Raw genomic sequence first — 16,219 nt, forward strand, 5'->3', positions numbered from 1 at the left:
CCAGGGGGAGGTGGCGCCGAAGGCGACGGAGGGGGAGGACGGCGACCAACCATCGATCCGCTTCCTCCCCCTCCGTCACGCTTCGCGCGCCACCTCCCCCTGGCGGGGGAGGATTGGAAGGGGATTTCGCCGGGGAGCGGATTAAAACTGGCTGAAGCCGATTCTAACAGGCGGATTGCCTTTCGGCCGGCGCGTTGACCTAACGCCAAAAGCGGTCGCAGCGCGTCCGGCTGCGACCGCATTGCGATCCGCGTTCGCAGGCGAGGGACTACCCCGCCGGCAGGATTACTTGATCTTGGCTTCCTTGAACTCGACGTGCTTGCGCGCGATCGGGTCGTACTTGCGGAAGCTCAGCTTCTCGGTCTGCGTGCGCGGGTTCTTCTTGGTCACGTAGAAGAAGCCGGTGTCGGCAGAGCTCACGAGCTTGATCTTGACGGTAGTCGGCTTGGCCATGGCCCAAACTCTCGAACAGCGGAAAAAGAAAGCGGCGCGCCCCGCTTGAGAGCCGCCGCGACAGACGCGGGCGCATGGCGGATGATGGCGCGCTTGTCAAGCCGCGAGGCGCTTTACGCCGCCTTAACCACGATCGCGCCAGAGTGATGCGGGGACCTTCCCCTGAAGGAATGGCGCATGGCCGATGGTGTCCGCTTGGAACTGGTTTCGCGCATCGACGCGATCGGCCGGCGCCTCCCGCACCTCGGCCCGGCCGACCTCGCCGCCGAGCTCGAGCAGGTCCGCCGCCTTGCCGCGGCAGAGGGGATCGGGGCGGCAATCGCCGTCGTCCACGCGCTCGATTCGGCCCTGGCACGCGGCGAGCGCGGACCGCTGATCCGCGGCTGGCTGGCGATCCTGCGCGACGCCGTCGACTGCGACATGCCGGACGCGCGCGCCTGCGAGACCTTCGCCGCCGCCTGCAGCGTGCGCCTGACCGCCTGATTCGCTGCGACGATGGACACGCTCCTTCCCGCCCTTGTCGCGGCGCTGCTGGCCGGCATCGGCGACCGGCCAGCCTCGCTGGCGGCACGGATGGGGCGGAAATATCGGCCGGCGGGACTCGTCCTCGCCGCCGCGGTGCTGGCTCATGCCCTCGCCGCAGCGATCGCGGTGGCTGGCGGATGGCTGGTGGCGCCCCTGCTCACGCCCAATGCCAAGGCGCTGCTGCTTGCGCTGACGCTGATCCTGGCCGGTATCGGCGCAACGCTCCGTGCACGACCGACGCGGGAGCAGGGTTGCATCCGCGGGCCCGTCACCGCCTTCGCCGGTATGGCGAGTGCGGCGGCGGGCGACCGGGCCACTTTCATCACCTTCGCCCTCGCCGCCTGGGGCGCGCAGCCGGTGCTGGCCGGTGTCGGCGTGATACTGGCCTCGGCTGCGCTCGCTGCGGCGGCGATCAGCCTCGGCAGCGAAGGCTGGCGGGCGCTCCCCCTCCGGCCGCTCTCGATCACGGGCGGTGTGATCCTGTTGCTTGTGGGAATCATCGTCGGTCTCGGCGGACTGCGGCTGATCTAGCCTCTCGATTTCCGTCATCGAAGCGTTTCGTCTCGGCATCCGGGAGCCAATCCTCTAGGGGATCGTTCCTCACGCGAACCGATTCCAGACGGAGACAAACATGGCCAATCCCGCACCGCTCGCGACCCCGACCGACCTCAACCGCAACGACACCAAGAGCGTGGCCGACGCGCTCAACAGCGCGCTCGCCGACAGCTACGCGCTCTACCTCAAGACCAAGAACTTCCACTGGCACGTGTCGGGCCCGCATTTCCGCGACTATCACCTGCTGCTCGACGACCAGGCGACCGAGATCCTGGGCGCCACCGACGAGATCGCCGAGCGCGTGCGCAAGATCGGCAACACCACGCTGCGCTCGATCGGCGACATCGCCCGGCGCCAGACGATCAAGGACAACGACAAGGACTTCGTCGCCCCAGCCGACATGCTCGCCGAACTGCGCGACGACAACCTCAAGCTGGTCGAGAGCTTCCGCACCGTGAAGGAAGCCGCCGAGTCGGCCAAGGACAACGCCACCAGCGGGATCGTCGACGACTGGACCGACCAGGCCGAGCGGCGCGCCTGGTTCCTGTTCGAGGCCAGCCGGAAAGCCTGATCCGCGCCGGAACCATCGCCCGCCGCCGGGCGCTTAGCTGGACATAGTCTCGATAGGAGAGTGAGCCATGCTTCGTTGGGCGATCATCTTCCTGGTGGCGGGTTTGGTGCTCGCCGCGCTCGGTTTTGGCGGGATCGGCGGCGCGTTCGTCGGCATCGCCAAGATCCTGTTCTTCATCGCGATCGCGGTGTTCGTCGTGCTGCTGGTGCTGGGCCTGATGGCCGGCCGCGGCGTCAAGAACGCGATCGACTAGCGTCCGCCTGGCCCGACCGTCAGCAGCCACAGGTCGGGCGGCGCACCGAAGCGGAGCGGGACCACGCTGGTCCCGACTCCGCCGGTGACGACGATCGTGTTCCGCCCCTCGCGGATCACCCCGCACAGATAGCGATTCCCATAGCGCGACGGCACGCTGATCGGGCCCCACCAGGGGAGGACGGCCTGCCCGCAATGCGTATGCCCCGCCAGCAGCACCCCGCCCCCCGGCGGCAGTTCCGCCGCCACGTCGGGCGAATGCGTCAGCATAAGCGGCGCGCCCTTCACCCGGTGAAAGGCGGCGAGCGCAGCGGGCAGCGAATCATGGCCGGTATGCGCATCGCCAATCCCGATGATCGCGAGCGGCCCGCGTGCGACCGCGCCGTTCTCCACCACGGTCACCTTCGCCTGCTCGAGCGCGCTCCGCACGGCGACGGGATCGGTCCAATGATCGTGATTGCCGAGCACCGCGACCACGCCCAGCCGCGCCCGCAATCCCGATAGCGGTCCGGTCAGGCGCGCTGCATAGCGGCGCCCATCCTCCGGATCGTGCCCCGCCACGAAATCGCCGGCCAGCAGCACCAGGTCGGGCTGGAGCGCATTCACCTGGGCGACGATCCGCCGCAGCCGGCGCTCGTTGGTCACCGAGCTGCCGATATGGATGTCGCTGAGCAGCGCCACCGTCACCGGCGCGGCGCCGTCCGGCCAGCGCGGCAGCTCGATCGTCGCGCGGCGCACGATCGGATCGGCGCGGGCGCCCAGCCAGCCCCACAGGAACAGCCCGGCGGCGACCACCAGCCCGAAGGCGCCCAGCTTCAGCAGACGACGCAGCATCGCGGCTGCCTAGCGGAACTCTCCGGCCAAGCCCATGTTGCTGCGTCATGCGCGCCTTCGCCGACCTGCTCGATCGCCTGATCTACACGCGCTCGCGCAACGCCAAGCTCAAGCTGATCGGCGACTATCTCCGCGCCACGCCCGATCCCGACCGCGGCTGGGCGATGGCGGCGCTGACCGGCGAGCTCGACCTGCCGGCGGTCAAGCCCGCGATCATCCGCGCGATGGTCGACGAGCGGGTCGATCCGGTGCTGTTCCGCATGAGCCGCGACTTCGTCGGCGATTCGGCCGAGACGATCGCGCTGATCTGGCCCGAGCCGGAGGCGCCGGCGATCGGCGAGCCGCTGCGCCTGGCAGACGCGATCGAGCGGCTCGGCCAGCTGTCGCGCTCCGACACGCCGGCGGTGCTGGGCGCGATGCTCGACCGGCTCGAGGCCGACGAGCGGTTCGCGCTGCTCAAGCTCGCCACCGGCGCGCTGCGCGTCGGCGTCTCCGCGCGGCTCGCCAAGACCGCGCTCGCCGAGGCTTTCGAGGTGGACGTCGACGCGGTCGAGGAGGTGTGGCACGGCCTCGCGCCGCCTTACACTGCGCTGTTCGACTGGGTCGAAGGACGGGCGGAGCAGCCGACGGCGGCGAACGTGCCGGTCTTCCGTCCCTTCATGCTCGCCCATCCGCTGGAGGCGCTCGAGCTCGATCTCGCCGACTATGCCGCCGAGTGGAAATGGGACGGCATCCGCACCCAGCTCGTCCATGTCGCCGGCGAGACCCGCCTCTACAGCCGCGCCGGCGACGACATCACCCATAGTTTCCCCGAGGTCGCCGCCGCCTTCCGCACGCCGGGCGTGCTCGACGGCGAGCTCCTCGTGAAGGGCGAGTTCCAGGGCGGCGAGGCGGCGAGCTTCAACGCGCTCCAGCAGCGGCTCGGGCGCAAGGCGGTGTCGGCGAAGACGCTGGCCGAATACCCCGCCTTCGTCCGGCTCTACGACATCCTGTTCGACGGACCCGAGGACCTGCGCGAGCTGCCCTGGTCGGAGCGGCGCGGGCGCCTGGAGCGGTTCTCGGGCCGGCTCGATCCCATGAACTTCGACGTAAGCCCGCTGATCGACGCGACCGACTTCGCGCACCTCGGCGAGATCCGCGCCGGCGCGCGCGATTCGGCGATCGAGGGCGTGATGCTGAAACGCCGCGACTCGCCCTATGTCGCCGGCCGCCGCACCGGGCTCTGGTACAAGTGGAAGCGCGATCCGCTCACCGCCGACTGCGTGATGATGTATGCCCAGCGCGGCAACGGCCGGCGCTCGTCCTTCTATTCCGACTATACCTTCGGCTGCTGGAGCGAGGACGGCGAGCTGCTGCCGGTCGGCAAGGCCTATTCGGGCATCACCGACGAAGAGCTGAAGTGGCTCGATCGCTTCGTGCGCAACCATACGGTGAACCGCTTCGGCCCCGTGCGCGAGGTCGAGAAGACGCTGGTGCTGGAGGTCGCGTTCGATTCGATCCATGTGTCGAAACGCCACAAGTCTGGCGTGGCGATGCGCTTCCCCCGCATCCACCGCATCCGCGACGACAAGCCCGCGGCCGAGGCGGATACGCTGGAAGCACTGAAACGGCTGGTGACGTAGGCTGCCGAGGTCGATCCGTCACAAATTTAATCGTCATTCCCGCGAAGGCGGGAATCCATTCTGGCTGACCGCAGTGAGACTCATCGCCTTCAGCGATAATGGATTCCCGCCTTCGCGGGAATGACGGTGGTTCAACTTCAATCGGAGAGTCTCTAGGCCGGGGGCGATGTCGCCCGCCACGCTCGCACCGCTGCTGATGATCGCCTCCGGCTCGATCCATGCCGTGGTCAACGCGATCCTCAAGGGCGGGAAGGATCGCGCCGCCGGGCGCGCGATGATCGACGGATCGAGCGCGGTGCTGATGCTGCCGGCGCTGCTGTTCGTGCCGTCGCCGGGTGCGGGGTGGGGCTGGCTTGCCGCTTCCGCAGCGCTCCACGGCCTCTACCTCTATGCGCTGGTGCGCGCGTTCGACGTCAGCGATTTCTCCGCCGCCTACCCGATCCTGCGCGGCACGGCGCCGCTGGTTACCGCCGCCGTCTCGCTCGGGCTGTTCCGCGAGACCGCCAGCGCGCAGGAGATCGCCGGCATCGCCGTATTGGGCGTCGCGATGTTCGTGATGGTCGCCGGCCGCCACATCGGCCGCGAAGGGCTCGGCTGGGCGTTGCTCACCGGCCTCACCATCGCCGGTTATACCGTGATCGACGCCCAGGGGGTACGCGCCGCGCCGAGCCCGTGGAGCTACATCGCCTGGCTGTTCGTCGTCATGGGCGCGGTGGTGGTGACGATGTTCGGCCTGCTGTCGCGTGGGGCAATGTTCCGCGCGGCGCGGGCGCAATGGCGACCGGGCCTCGCCGCAGGTGCGCTGTCGATCGTCACCTACGGCCTGGCGCTCACCGCCTTCTCGCTCGGCCCCACCGCGCCGCTCGCGGCGCTACGCGAGACCGGCATGGTCACCGCGCTGGTGATCGCGACACTGGTGCTGAAGGAGCGCGTGACGCCCGGCCGCGCCGCGGGCGTGCTCGGCATCCTCGCCGGCGCGGCGCTGATCCTGACGGCTTAGGTTGAATCGACATCTGAGGTTCCGAGCCTTCTGGCCCCTTTCCAACCGTCACCCCGGCCTTGTGCCGGGGGCCACCGGGAAGCAAGGACTGGACGAGAGGCTCAAGCACAGCCCGTGAGGCGCGGTGGACCCCGGCACAAGGCCGGGGTGACGAAGGGGCCCCATCTACCTATGACTTTCGTGACCTTCGACGGATTTCCGCGGGTTTCCGGCGCCCGTCCTGGCCGCAACCAGGCCGGACCTCAGTGCGCCGCCACCCCGGCCGAATCGACGATCCGCACCTCGAACAAGGTCGGCCACAGCTTGCCGGTGACGAACAGCCGCTGATGGTCCGCGTCCCAGGCGATGCCGTTCAGCACCGCGTCCACATTCTTGGCGCCCACTTCCTCGACCAGCGGCCGCGCGTCGATCACGCGGGTGACGTGGCCGGTCGCAGGGTCGATCTCGACGATGAAGCCGCTCATCCAGACGTTGGCGAGCAGCTTGCCGCCGACCATCTCCAATTCGTTGAGCCGGGGGAGCGGCTTGCCGGCGAGCGTCACCGCGATTCGCCGACGCTCGGTGAAGCGCTCGGGATCGAGCACGCGCAGGGTGGGCGTGCCGTCGGAGAGGATCAGGCCCTCGGGCGCGGTCGTCAGTCCCCAGCCTTCGCCGGGATAGCGGAAGTCGTCGCCCGCCCGCTTCAGCGAATCGAGCCGCCAGCGGTGGGCGATGCCGTTCTTCCAGGTGAGGCTGATCAGCGTCGACTTCCACAGCGCCAGCCCTTCGCCGAACTGTCCTGCGGGGATCGGCGTATGCGCCAGCACGCGCCCGTCGGCGAGCGACACCCGCCGCACCTCGGAGCGGTCCTCGCCGGTGCTCTCGTAGAGCGCGCCGTCGTGCCACAGCAGCCCCTGTGTGAAGGCGGTCGAATCGTGCGGATAGCGCGCCACCACCTCCAGCGTCGCCACCGGTACGGCGGGCGGTGCGGCGGGCGGCGGTGCGGCATCCTGCGACGTGGCGGCGACGGGACAGAGGACAAGGCCGAGGGCAGGGCCGAGCGGCAGCATCCAGCGTGCGATCGTGCGGATCATTGTCCCTCCACCAACGAAAACGGGCGGCGCCGCTTGCCCGGCACCGCCCGTAGCTTCGTCGCCTGAACCGGCGCTTACTGCACCGGCTGCAGGTTCACCGCGGCATGCTTGCCGCGCCGGTCGACCTCGAGCTCGAACTCGAGCCGGTCGCCCTCGTTGAGCGTCGGCAGGCCCGCACGCTCGACCGCGCTGATGTGGACGAACGCGTCCGGCTGGCCGTCGTCGCGCTGGATGAAGCCGAAGCCCTTCATCGCGTTGAAGAACTTGACCGTGCCCGACGCCTTCTCGCCGGTCAGCTGGCGCTGCGGGCCGCCGGCCGCGGGACGGGGCCCGCGATCCTCGACCGGCAGCGGCTCGCCCTCGATCTTGAGGTCGGTCGCCGAGATGCGGCCGCCGCGATCGACCAGCGTGAAGCCGAGCGGCTGGCCCTCGGCCAGGCCGGTGAGCCCCGCCTGCTCGACCGCGGAGATGTGAACGAACACATCCTCGCCGCCGTCATCGCGGACGATGAAGCCGAAGCCCTTCTGTCCGTTGAAGAATTTGACGACGCCCGTCGCCTCGCCGACGACCTGCGGCGGCATTCCGCCACCGCCACCGCCACGGAAGCCACCACCGCCGCCGCCGAAACCGCCGCCGCCACCGCGGAAGCCGCCACCGCCGCCACCATAGCCGCCGCCGCCGCCGAAGCGATCGCCACCGCCGAAGCCGCGGTCGCCGAAACCACCGCGATCGCTATAGCCGCCGTAACTCTCGTCGCCGAAGCCGTCGCGCTTGTCCTTGCCGCGCCCGCCGCGATCCCCGCGGCGCCCTCGATCAAAACTCATGACCCTGTTCGTCTTCCCGCTTCGTCCGAACTTCTGTTCAAAACCGTTGCGCCGGACGAAAAGACGCAGGTCCTCGGGCGCAGAGAAAGCGCGCCTCGGAATCACTCATAACCTAAATAACAAGCCGCTGCGAATGATTTTGTCGCAATCATGGCAGGATGGGGCGCGATCCTTGCTATCCTGTGGCAGCTTCGGCACACGAATGGGCCATGACCGACATCCTCGCGCTCTTCACCGACCCGGCCGCCTGGGCGGCGCTCGTCACGCTGATCGTGATGGAGGTGGTGCTCGGCATCGACAACCTCATCTTCATCTCGATCCTGTCGAACAAGCTGCCGGCGCACCAGCAGCAGCGCGCACGCCGAGTCGGGATCGGTCTCGCGCTTATCATGCGGATCGTACTGCTGCTCGGCATCTCGTGGATCGCCGGGCTGGTGACGCCGGTGTTCGATCTCGGCATCTCGGGCGCGCCGGGGCCGCATGGCGAGCCGACGTTCGAGACCGCCTTCTCCTGGCGCGACCTCATCCTGATCGCGGGCGGCCTGTTCCTGGTGTGGAAGGCGACCAAGGAGATCCATCACAATGTCGCGCACGAGGAGACGGGCGAGACGCTCGACAAGACCGGCAAGGTGGTGATGAGCTTCGGCTCGGCGATCGCGCAGATCCTCGCGCTCGACCTCGTCTTCTCGATCGATTCGATCCTGACCGCGGTCGGCATGACCGATCATGTGCCGATCATGATCGTCGCTGTGGTGGTGGCGGTCGGCGTGATGCTGTTCGCCGCCGATCCGCTCGCCAACTTCATCCACCGCAACCCCACGGTGGTGATGCTGGCATTGGGCTTTCTGCTGATGATCGGCGCGGTGCTGATCGCCGACGGCTTCGGCGTGCATGTGCCCAAGGGCTATATCTACACCGCCATGGCCTTTTCGGCGGGGGTCGAGATCCTCAACATCGTCGCCCGCCGGCGCCGCGAGGCGAAGAAGGCGGTCCGCGAGTCGCTCCACTGACGCCCGGCGCGCGAGCGAGGCGGTTGAGCGGCCGGCAAGGGAAGGCTAGGGCGCGGCGATGACCGTTCATTTCCACGAGGAAGACCTTCCCGCCGGCGTGTTCGCGCCGGGCGCCGCCATTGCCGTCGACACCGAGACGATGGGCCTGATCACCCCCCGCGACCGGCTGTGCGTCGTGCAGCTCTCCGACGGCGGCGGCGACGAGCATCTCGTCCGCTTCAAGCCGGGCAGCGACTATGCCGCACCCAACCTCAAGGCGGTGCTCGCCGATCCTGAGCGGCTCAAGCTCTATCACTTCGCCCGCTTCGATCTGGCCGCGATCAAATATTATCTCGGGGTGGTGGCGGCGCCGGTCTATTGCACCAAGATCGCCTCGCGCCTGGTGCGCACCTACACCGACCGCCACGGCCTCAAGGACTTGGTGCGCGAGCTGCTCGGGCAGGAAATCTCCAAGGCGCAGCAGTCGTCCGATTGGGGCGGCCCCGAGCTGTCGGACGCGCAGCGCGACTATGCCGCGTCCGACGTGCGTTATCTCCACGCGATGCGGGCCGAGCTCGACACCCGCCTCGCCCGCGAGGGTCGCACCGCGCTGGCCCAGGCCTGTTTCGACTTCCTGCCGCATCGCGCCGAGCTCGACCTCGCCGGCTGGCCGGAGATCGACATCTTCGCCCACATCTAGGGAGGCGGCGTCCCCTCGTGTCCGACATCGCCCGCAGCACCCGTTCGCAGAACCAGCGCTGGGCCGCGCCCGGCAGCCGGCACGATCGGCTGATCGCGGTGCTGCAGGTGGTGCTGCCGATCGGGATCGGCGTCCTCACCGCCTTCCTGGTGATGGCGCCGCTGTTCACGGGGGGCGACGTCAGCTTCGTGCTCGACAAGAACAAGGTCGCCGTCGCCAAGGAGCGGCTCAAGCTCCAGACCGCGCGCTATCGCGGCCAGGATACGAAGGGGCGCGAGTTCCAGATCACCGCGGGCGAGGCGGTGCAGAAGAGCGCGGCCGAGCCGATCGTGCAGCTCTACGACCTCGCCGCCTCGATCGAGCTGCAGGACGGCCCTGCCCAGATCGTCGCCGATCGCGGGCGCTACGACATGAGCAACCAGCGCGTCGCGATCGACGGGCCGATCCGCTTCACCGCCGCCGACGGCTATGTGCTCGGCACCCGCGACGCCACCGTCGATCTCAGGAACCGCAAGCTGGAGAGCGGCAGCGCCGTCAGCGGCACGACGCCGCTCGGCACCTTCAGCGGCGACCGGCTGACGGCGGACCTCGAAGCGCGCACCGTCGCCCTCAAAGGCAATGCGCGCTTGCGGATCGTGCCGAAGCGCGCGAAATGAGCGGCGTGACGCGCACTTTCCTCCTCGCACCACCGCTGCTTGCCCTGGCGCTGCTCGCGCTCGCCGGCCCTGCGCCAGCGCAGAATCGCCATGATTCGACCGCGCCGATCGACTTCGACGCCGGCTATATGGAGCTGCAGGACAAGGCGAACCGCGCGATCCTGTCGGGCGGCGTCGTCGTGCGCCAGGCCGAGATGACGCTGAATGCCGCGCGCATGACGGTCGCCTATACCGGGCAGATCACCGACGGGTCGCCGCAGGCGTCGCGGATCGACGCCGCGGGCGGGGTCACCGTCACCCGGCCGGACCAGCGCGCGCGCTCGCAATATGCGGTCTACGACCTCAACAAGCGGCAGATCACGATGCTGGGCGGCGTCACGCTGAACCAGGGCGGCAACACGCTGAACGGCGGGCGGCTGGTGATCAACCTCGACACCGGCCGCGCAGTGCTCGACGGCTCGGGAGTCGCCGGGCAGGTCAAGGCGCCGGACGGCACCGTCACCCGCTCCGGCGGGCGCGTCACCGGCCGCTTCACCGTGCCGAAGCGCAACCAATAACCGCTTCGCCGCGATTCCGCTTCCCCTCGGCGCCGCAGTGCGGCAAAAGGGTCATGCATGAATCCTGCCAACTTCTTGTGCGGTGAGGGTTCGCCAACCATGTCGTGCGAGCAGAGCCAGCCATGAACGACGTCGCCACTCTCGACCGCAAGGGAGACGTGCTCCCGCCCGAGGAGACCAGCAACGGCCTGTCGGTGATCTCGATCGCCAAGGCCTATGACAAGCGCGTGGTGCTGTCGGACGTGTCGCTGACGGTCGGCCACGGCGAGGTCATCGGCCTGCTCGGCCCCAACGGCGCCGGCAAGACCACCTGCTTCTATTCGGTGATGGGGCTGGTGAAGCCCGATTCGGGCCGCATCACGCTCGACGGCGACGACATCACCGGCCTGCCGATGTACCGCCGCGCGATCCTGGGGCTCGGCTATCTGCCGCAGGAAACCTCGATCTTCCGCGGCCTCTCGGTCGAGAAGAACATCCTCGCGGTGCTCGAGCTCTCCGAGCCGGACAAGGCGATGCGCCAGCAGCGGCTCGACCAGCTGCTCGACGAATTCGGCCTGACCCGGCTTCGCGACGCGCCGGCGATGGCGCTGTCGGGCGGCGAGCGCCGCCGCGCCGAGATCGCCCGCGCGCTCGCCGCCGATCCCACCATCATGCTGCTCGACGAGCCGTTCGCCGGCATCGACCCGATCTCGATCTCGGACATCCGCGACCTGGTGAAGGAGCTCAAGAACCGCGGCATCGGCGTGCTCATCACCGACCATAACGTCCGCGAGACGCTCGACATCGTCGACCGGGCCTACATCATCTACGACGGCCGGGTGCTCTTCACCGGCTCGCCCGAGGAGCTGGTGGCGGACGCCAATGTGCGGCGGCTCTACCTCGGCGAAGGCTTCGAGCTCTGAGGTGATGGCCGTGCTCGTGCCAGGCTGACCCATGTCCCTCGCGCCCCGCCTCGATCTTCGTCAGTCCCAGTCGCTGGTGATGACGCCGCAGCTCCAGCAGGCGATCCGCCTGCTCGCGCTGTCGAACCTGGAGATCGAAGGCTTCATCGCCGAGGAGATCGAGAAGAACCCGCTGCTCGAAGCCGGCGGCAGCGAGCCCGGCGAAGCGCCGGAGCCCGCCGAGCCGGCGGTCGAACGCACCGAGCCGGCCACCGCCGACGAGCTGGTGACCGACGGCGGCGCGGCGACCGGCGAGAGCCTCGACGTCGATTTCGCGGCGGAGACGTTCCATCACGATTCGCCGACCGACTCGATCGGTGGCCTCGACGGCGGGCTCGGCCTCGGCGGCACCGCGGGCGGAGCGATGCCGGAGGATGGGCCGGACCTCGACGGCTTCGGCAACCCCGAGACCGGGCTTCACGACCACCTGCTCGCCCAGGCCGGCGCCAGCTTCGATCCCGGCGACCTGTTCGTCGCGACCCATCTCATCGACCAGATCGACGAGGCGGGCTACCTCACCGTCCCGCTGCTCGACATCGCCAACCGCCTCAACGTGCCGCTCGCGCGGATCGAGGCCGTGCTGGCGGTGGTCCAGACCTTCGATCCCACCGGGGTCGGCGCGCGCAATCTCGGCGAATGCCTCGCGCTCCAGGCGAAGGAGGTCGACCGCTACGATCCCTGCATGGCGGCGCTGATCGACAACCTCGACCTGCTCGCCCGCGGCGAGATCGCACGGCTCAAGCGCATCTGCGGCGTCGACGACGAGGACATGGCCGACATGATCCGCGAGCTGCGCGGATACGACCCCAAGCCCGGCTGCCGCTACGGCGGCGAGGCGGTGCCGGCAGTGGTGCCCGACATCTTCGTCGCGCCGCGTGGCGGCGGTTGGGCGGTCGAGATCAACTCGGCGACGCTGCCCCGCGTGCTCGTCAACCGCAGCTATTATGCCGAGCTCGCCGGCGCGCATGGCGACAAGGCGTCGAAAAGCTGGCTTTCCGACTGCCTCGCCAGCGCCAATTGGCTGGTGAAGGCCCTCGACCAGCGCCAGCGCACGATCATCAAGGTCGCGGCCGAGATCGTGAAGCAGCAGGACGGCTTCTTCCGCCACGGCGTCGCGCACCTCCGCCCGCTGACGCTCCGCCAGGTCGCCGACGCGATCGAGATGCACGAATCGACGGTGAGCCGCGTCACCTCGAACAAATATCTGTCCTGCGCGCGGGGGCTGTTCGAGCTCAAATATTTCTTCACCTCGGCGATCCAGTCCGCCGACGGCGGCGAGGCGGTGTCGGCCGAGGCGGTCAAGTCGGCGATCAAGGCGCTGATCGCGGCGGAGGACCCCAAGGCGATCCTCTCCGACGACACCTTGGTCGACATGCTCAAGGACAAGGGCTTCGACATCGCCCGCCGTACGGTCGCCAAATACCGCGAGGCAATGGGTATCGGCAGCTCGGTCCAGCGCCGCCGGCAGAAAGCGCTGGAGGGGGTGGGCTGACCTCTATTCCGTCACCCCGGCGAAGGCCGGGGTCCACCGCGCCACTAGCCGGAGCGTTCGCGGCTCCGTGGATGCCGGAACAAGCCCGGCATGACGAAAGGGCTCAATACTCCAGCTGCGCATACCAATCGGGCTTCCGTCCGTTCGGCGTGGTATCGAGCACGTTCCATAGCGGGATCATCTCGGGGCTCCCGCGCGGATCCTGACCCGGGTCCTGCGTCCCGCCGAGCTCTCCGCTCCAGAAATGGCGGATCGTGCCGTCGGCGTCCCTGGTGAACACGTCGTACGACGGCCAGTCCGCCCCGTCGTGCCAGGCATGATGGTCGCGGCCGAATTGTTCGGTCGGGTCCGAATAAAGCGGCAGGTTCCGCCAGCCGCGCTCCTCGGCGAAGGCGTGCATCCGCTCGACCGGCGAGCGTGCGATCACCGCGAGCGCGACGTTCTGTCGGATGTCGGCGGCATTGGCGGCGAGCGGGCCCAGGAAGGCGGTGCACATCGGACACGGCCGTTCGCGCTCGGGCCCGAACATCCAGCAATAGGTGACGAGCGTGTCCTTGCCCTCGAACAGGTCGGCGAGCGTGGCGGGACCGTCCTTCCCCTCGAACCTGTAGTCCTTCGTCACCACCGGCGCCTGTGGCAGCGCCCGGCGCTGCGCCGCCACCCGCTCGATGTGCCGGCGCAGCTCGATCTCCTCGGCAAGCAGGGCGATCCGCGCGCGCCGATAGGCGTCGCTCTCGCCAGGGTAGGGCAAGTGATTCCGCTCCGCCAGCGCCGGCGCGGGAGCCAGTCCTTCCGAATCGGCCATCGGTCCTCTCCTTATGGGGCGATCATACGCGGTCGAGGTCGTGAACCATACGGCCGACATTGGGTGGTTAGCCGCCGCCCCTTGTCGAGCGCCCCTTTTGAGCAACCCACGTCGCCACCGTCAGCAGCCCGGCCAGCCACGCCACCAACATACCGCCAACGAACACGACGCCCGATATCGTGCCGTAGCCGAGAGGTGCGGTGGCGAAAGCGGATAGGACCGCAAAAATCATGATCCAGATACCTATCATGATCCCGTGCTTCACCCTGTCGTCCTCCATCTCAGGCGAGCTTCACCGTAACTCCGAATGTTCGCAATAAGGATGTTAGCCGACGAGGGGCTTTTTATGTGTCTACAGCCTAATCGTCCTCGTCCTCATAGCCGACCAGCTCGAGCGCGCGGGCCTTGATCTGGTTGGTCGCGCACCAGTGGACCAGCGCCTCCTCGCGCCCGTGCGTCACCCATACCTCCCGCGGCCGCACTTCGCGGATCGTCGCGGTGAGCTCGTCCCAGTCGGCATGGTCGGAAAGGATCAGCGGCAGCTCCACGTTGCGCTGGCGTGCGCGCTGGCGGACGGTCATCCAGCCGGAAGCCATCGCCGTGACCGGATCGGGCAGCCGCCGCGACCAACGGTCGTTGAGCGCTCCCGGCGGCGCGATCACGATCCGGCCCATCAGCTCGACCTTCGCCGCGCCGGTCGCCGGACGGAGCTCGCCGAGGTCGATGCCGTTGGCGACATAGAGGTCGCACAGGCGCTGCAGCGCGCCGTGGAGGTAGATCGGATCGTCGAACCCCATCACCCTGAGCTCACGGATCACCCGCTGCGCCTTGCCGAGCGCATAGGCACCGACCAGCACGCAGCGCTCCGGATTGGCGCGCAGCACCGTCAGCAGCTTGTCGATCTCGTCGCGCGTCTCGGGATGGCGGAAGACGGGAAGGGCGAAGGTCGCCTCGGTCACGAACACGTCGCAGGCGACCGGCTCGAAGCGCGCGCAGGTCGGGTCCTCGCGGCGCTTGTAGTCGCCCGAGACGACGATCCGCTCGCCGCGATGATCGAGCACGATCTGCGCAGATCCCAACACATGGCCGGCGGGGACGAAGCCGACGCCGACCTCGCCGAGCGTCAGCGTCTCGCCATAGGCGACCGTCCGGCCGTTCTGCGGGCCATAGCGGACCGACATGATCTCCAGCGTCTCCGCCGTCGCCCACACCTCGTCATGGCCGCCGCGCGCGTGATCGGCGTGGCCGTGCGTCACCAGCGCCCGCGCGACCGGCACCGACGGGTCGATCCAGGCGTCGGCGGCGGGCAGGTAGAGCCCGGTCGGGTGCGGTTCGATCCAGTCGCCGAGCCTTGGCATGTCGCCAATATCGCCGCGGACGCCTATCCGTTCCAGCCGGAGGAGAGATCAATGAAAGAATCGACCGACACCGAGCAACGGATCGCCCGGCTCGAACGCAGCCTCGGCCGCCATCGGGCGGGGCTCATGGCGATGGGCGTGATCGCGATCGGCCTTGCCGTCGCGGGCTTCGCGCCGACCAGGGACGTGACGCCGGACGTGATCGACGCGCATGCGCTGCGCATCGTCGATGCCGCCGGCAAGCCGCGCATCCTGATCGGCGCGCCGCCGCCCGCGGATGGCCGGGAGCGCAAGGACGCGCAGACCGCCTCGATCGTGGTGCTCGACGCCAACGGCAAGGACCGGGTGATCCTGGGCGAGGAACCCGAACCTCATCTGGCAGGCAAGAGCTATCCGCGCGTTGCCGCCGGCTACGGGCTCGTGCTGCACGACCGGGACGGATCGGAACGCGGGGCGATGAGCTGGCTCGACAATGGCCGCGGCGTCGTCGCGCTCGACCGCTCGGGCGGCGATGCGGTGGCGCTGATCGTCAACGAGCAGAGCGGCTTCGCCGGCCTCACCGTCAACTACGCCAATCCGCTCGGCAAATACGCCGAGGGCGTGCGGATCGGCACCAAGGGCGACACCGCCTGGCTGTCGCTGGAGGACCGCGCGGACGGCGAGCGGGCGCGGCTTGCCGTCGAAGGAGCGGAACCACCCAAGCTGATCGCCCGTCCGGCCGGCGCGCCGCCGGCGTCGTAGGCCAGGGGATCGAATGGCCTGTGGCACTCGTTGAGTCCATGAAAATGGAGGAACGTCATGGCCGAAGGCACGATGACAGGCCTGATGGTGATCGTCGGCCCGCTGCTGCTGCTGATCGTGATCGCCTGGGCGATGCTGCACAATCGGCGTTCGCGCGCCGAACATGCCGAGACCGAGCGCGCCACGCGCGAGCTGTACGAGGAGCAGGGCCGCGCCGACAGGCCATAGGTCTGGGCCCTAGTCCGATCCCCGCCTTCATGCTCAATGGAGC

General features: G+C 68.8%; 21 protein-coding genes. 14 read left to right on the top strand and 7 right to left on the bottom strand.

What is annotated here, in order from left to right; genetic code table 11:
- Nucleotides 1-285: 285 nt before the first annotated feature.
- Nucleotides 286-453: a 50S ribosomal protein L33 gene (gene rpmG, locus AC2YHA_RS17240; protein WP_233784906.1), complete on the bottom strand. Its 168-nt coding sequence runs from the start codon at nt 451-453 to the stop codon at nt 286-288.
- A gap of 177 nt (nt 454-630) precedes the next feature.
- Here rpmG and AC2YHA_RS17245 point away from each other — a divergent pair, with 177 nt between their 5' ends.
- The 4 genes from AC2YHA_RS17245 to AC2YHA_RS17260 all read left to right on the top strand — a co-directional run bounded on the left by AC2YHA_RS17245 (nt 631) and on the right by AC2YHA_RS17260 (nt 2,357).
- Nucleotides 631-936, top strand: coding sequence for a hypothetical protein (locus tag AC2YHA_RS17245; protein ID WP_487402607.1), 306 nt, complete (start codon nt 631-633; stop codon nt 934-936).
- 12 nt (nt 937-948) lie between these two features.
- Entirely contained in the window at nt 949-1,509 is a 561-nt protein-coding gene (locus AC2YHA_RS17250) for a TMEM165/GDT1 family protein (RefSeq protein WP_487402608.1), read from the top strand.
- A 100-nt stretch (nt 1,510-1,609) separates the two neighbouring features.
- A complete protein-coding gene (locus AC2YHA_RS17255; protein ID WP_487402609.1) occupies nt 1,610-2,104 on the top strand; it encodes a Dps family protein in 495 nt (164 codons plus the stop codon).
- 67 nt (nt 2,105-2,171) lie between these two features.
- Nucleotides 2,172-2,357, top strand: coding sequence for a DUF1328 domain-containing protein (locus AC2YHA_RS17260; RefSeq protein ID WP_233784910.1), 186 nt, complete (start codon nt 2,172-2,174; stop codon nt 2,355-2,357).
- Here AC2YHA_RS17260 and AC2YHA_RS17265 read toward each other — a convergent pair.
- Complete coding sequence (locus AC2YHA_RS17265) at nt 2,354-3,190, bottom strand: metallophosphoesterase (protein WP_487402610.1); 837 nt, start codon at nt 3,188-3,190, stop codon at nt 2,354-2,356. The two genes, AC2YHA_RS17260 and AC2YHA_RS17265, sit on opposite strands and share 4 nt — an antisense overlap.
- A gap of 47 nt (nt 3,191-3,237) precedes the next feature.
- On the opposite strand from AC2YHA_RS17265, the gene AC2YHA_RS17270 reads away from it, so the two are divergent.
- Together AC2YHA_RS17270 and AC2YHA_RS17275 are read left to right on the top strand one after the other, a co-directional pair.
- Nucleotides 3,238-4,812, top strand: a complete 1,575-nt coding sequence (locus AC2YHA_RS17270; protein WP_487402611.1) for a cisplatin damage response ATP-dependent DNA ligase — start codon at nt 3,238-3,240, stop codon at nt 4,810-4,812.
- Nucleotides 4,813-4,978: 166 nt separating this feature from the next.
- On the top strand, nt 4,979-5,812 hold the full coding sequence (locus AC2YHA_RS17275) for an EamA family transporter (RefSeq protein ID WP_487402612.1): 834 nt from the start codon (nt 4,979-4,981) through the stop codon (nt 5,810-5,812).
- A gap of 242 nt (nt 5,813-6,054) precedes the next feature.
- On the opposite strand, the gene AC2YHA_RS17280 is transcribed toward AC2YHA_RS17275, so the two are convergent.
- Nucleotides 6,055-6,885: a glutaminyl-peptide cyclotransferase gene (locus AC2YHA_RS17280; protein WP_487402613.1), complete on the bottom strand. Its 831-nt coding sequence runs from the start codon at nt 6,883-6,885 to the stop codon at nt 6,055-6,057.
- Nucleotides 6,886-6,959: 74 nt separating this feature from the next.
- Entirely contained in the window at nt 6,960-7,709 is a 750-nt protein-coding gene (locus tag AC2YHA_RS17285; RefSeq protein WP_487402614.1) for a cold-shock protein, read from the bottom strand.
- A 209-nt stretch (nt 7,710-7,918) separates the two neighbouring features.
- Here AC2YHA_RS17285 and AC2YHA_RS17290 point away from each other — a divergent pair, with 209 nt between their 5' ends.
- From AC2YHA_RS17290 to rpoN, 6 genes are all read left to right on the top strand, one after another.
- A complete protein-coding gene (locus AC2YHA_RS17290) occupies nt 7,919-8,719 on the top strand; it encodes a TerC family protein (protein ID WP_487402615.1) in 801 nt (266 codons plus the stop codon).
- A gap of 58 nt (nt 8,720-8,777) precedes the next feature.
- Entirely contained in the window at nt 8,778-9,398 is a 621-nt protein-coding gene (locus AC2YHA_RS17295; RefSeq protein ID WP_233784916.1) for a ribonuclease D, read from the top strand.
- 17 nt (nt 9,399-9,415) lie between these two features.
- A complete protein-coding gene (gene lptC, locus AC2YHA_RS17300; protein WP_233784917.1) occupies nt 9,416-10,054 on the top strand; it encodes an LPS export ABC transporter periplasmic protein LptC in 639 nt (212 codons plus the stop codon).
- On the top strand, nt 10,051-10,611 hold the full coding sequence (locus AC2YHA_RS17305; RefSeq protein WP_233784918.1) for an LptA/OstA family protein: 561 nt from the start codon (nt 10,051-10,053) through the stop codon (nt 10,609-10,611). The genes lptC and AC2YHA_RS17305 overlap by 4 nt, the downstream gene beginning before the upstream one ends.
- A 122-nt stretch (nt 10,612-10,733) precedes the next feature.
- Nucleotides 10,734-11,513: an LPS export ABC transporter ATP-binding protein gene (gene lptB, locus AC2YHA_RS17310; RefSeq protein WP_233784919.1), complete on the top strand. Its 780-nt coding sequence runs from the start codon at nt 10,734-10,736 to the stop codon at nt 11,511-11,513.
- A 31-nt stretch (nt 11,514-11,544) separates the two neighbouring features.
- Entirely contained in the window at nt 11,545-13,044 is a 1,500-nt protein-coding gene (gene rpoN / locus AC2YHA_RS17315; RefSeq protein WP_233784920.1) for an RNA polymerase factor sigma-54, read from the top strand.
- A gap of 103 nt (nt 13,045-13,147) precedes the next feature.
- Here rpoN and AC2YHA_RS17320 read toward each other — a convergent pair whose 3' ends face one another.
- The 3 genes from AC2YHA_RS17320 to AC2YHA_RS17330 form a co-directional block, all read right to left on the bottom strand.
- On the bottom strand, nt 13,148-13,849 hold the full coding sequence (locus AC2YHA_RS17320) for a DUF899 family protein (RefSeq protein WP_487402616.1): 702 nt from the start codon (nt 13,847-13,849) through the stop codon (nt 13,148-13,150).
- A 67-nt stretch (nt 13,850-13,916) separates the two neighbouring features.
- Nucleotides 13,917-14,114, bottom strand: a complete 198-nt coding sequence (locus AC2YHA_RS17325) for a hypothetical protein (RefSeq protein ID WP_233784922.1) — start codon at nt 14,112-14,114, stop codon at nt 13,917-13,919.
- A 94-nt stretch (nt 14,115-14,208) separates the two neighbouring features.
- Complete coding sequence (locus tag AC2YHA_RS17330) at nt 14,209-15,207, bottom strand: ligase-associated DNA damage response exonuclease (protein ID WP_487402617.1); 999 nt, start codon at nt 15,205-15,207, stop codon at nt 14,209-14,211.
- A 51-nt stretch (nt 15,208-15,258) separates the two neighbouring features.
- On the opposite strand from AC2YHA_RS17330, the gene AC2YHA_RS17335 reads away from it, so the two are divergent.
- Nucleotides 15,259-15,948, top strand: coding sequence for a hypothetical protein (locus AC2YHA_RS17335; protein WP_233784924.1), 690 nt, complete (start codon nt 15,259-15,261; stop codon nt 15,946-15,948).
- Nucleotides 15,949-16,005: 57 nt separating this feature from the next.
- On the top strand, nt 16,006-16,176 hold the full coding sequence (locus AC2YHA_RS17340) for a hypothetical protein (protein ID WP_487402618.1): 171 nt from the start codon (nt 16,006-16,008) through the stop codon (nt 16,174-16,176).
- Nucleotides 16,177-16,219: the final 43 nt, after the last annotated feature.

It is taken from the genome of Sphingomonas sp. SRI_018 (assembly GCF_057586275.1).

Excerpts from the sequence above, each read along its gene's own strand:
- AC2YHA_RS17320 (WP_487402616.1), bottom strand. The coding sequence starts at position 13,849 with ATGGCCGATTCGGAAGGACTGGCTCCCGCGCCGGCGCTGGCGGAGCGG.
- AC2YHA_RS17290 (WP_487402615.1), top strand. The coding sequence starts at position 7,919 with ATGACCGACATCCTCGCGCTCTTCACCGACCCGGCCGCCTGGGCGGCG.
- rpoN (WP_233784920.1), top strand. The coding sequence starts at position 11,545 with ATGTCCCTCGCGCCCCGCCTCGATCTTCGTCAGTCCCAGTCGCTGGTG.
- AC2YHA_RS17330 (WP_487402617.1), bottom strand. The coding sequence starts at position 15,207 with ATGCCAAGGCTCGGCGACTGGATCGAACCGCACCCGACCGGGCTCTAC.
- AC2YHA_RS17285 (WP_487402614.1), bottom strand. The coding sequence starts at position 7,709 with ATGAGTTTTGATCGAGGGCGCCGCGGGGATCGCGGCGGGCGCGGCAAG.
- AC2YHA_RS17275 (WP_487402612.1), top strand. The coding sequence starts at position 4,979 with ATGTCGCCCGCCACGCTCGCACCGCTGCTGATGATCGCCTCCGGCTCG.
- AC2YHA_RS17335 (WP_233784924.1), top strand. The coding sequence starts at position 15,259 with ATGAAAGAATCGACCGACACCGAGCAACGGATCGCCCGGCTCGAACGC.
- AC2YHA_RS17280 (WP_487402613.1), bottom strand. The coding sequence starts at position 6,885 with ATGATCCGCACGATCGCACGCTGGATGCTGCCGCTCGGCCCTGCCCTC.
- AC2YHA_RS17295 (WP_233784916.1), top strand. The coding sequence starts at position 8,778 with ATGACCGTTCATTTCCACGAGGAAGACCTTCCCGCCGGCGTGTTCGCG.
- AC2YHA_RS17245 (WP_487402607.1), top strand. The coding sequence starts at position 631 with ATGGCCGATGGTGTCCGCTTGGAACTGGTTTCGCGCATCGACGCGATC.
- rpmG (WP_233784906.1), bottom strand. The coding sequence starts at position 453 with ATGGCCAAGCCGACTACCGTCAAGATCAAGCTCGTGAGCTCTGCCGAC.
- AC2YHA_RS17255 (WP_487402609.1), top strand. The coding sequence starts at position 1,610 with ATGGCCAATCCCGCACCGCTCGCGACCCCGACCGACCTCAACCGCAAC.
- AC2YHA_RS17250 (WP_487402608.1), top strand. The coding sequence starts at position 949 with ATGGACACGCTCCTTCCCGCCCTTGTCGCGGCGCTGCTGGCCGGCATC.
- AC2YHA_RS17305 (WP_233784918.1), top strand. The coding sequence starts at position 10,051 with ATGAGCGGCGTGACGCGCACTTTCCTCCTCGCACCACCGCTGCTTGCC.
- lptB (WP_233784919.1), top strand. The coding sequence starts at position 10,734 with ATGAACGACGTCGCCACTCTCGACCGCAAGGGAGACGTGCTCCCGCCC.
- AC2YHA_RS17260 (WP_233784910.1), top strand. The coding sequence starts at position 2,172 with ATGCTTCGTTGGGCGATCATCTTCCTGGTGGCGGGTTTGGTGCTCGCC.
- AC2YHA_RS17270 (WP_487402611.1), top strand. The coding sequence starts at position 3,238 with ATGCGCGCCTTCGCCGACCTGCTCGATCGCCTGATCTACACGCGCTCG.
- AC2YHA_RS17340 (WP_487402618.1), top strand. The coding sequence starts at position 16,006 with ATGGCCGAAGGCACGATGACAGGCCTGATGGTGATCGTCGGCCCGCTG.
- AC2YHA_RS17265 (WP_487402610.1), bottom strand. The coding sequence starts at position 3,190 with ATGCTGCGTCGTCTGCTGAAGCTGGGCGCCTTCGGGCTGGTGGTCGCC.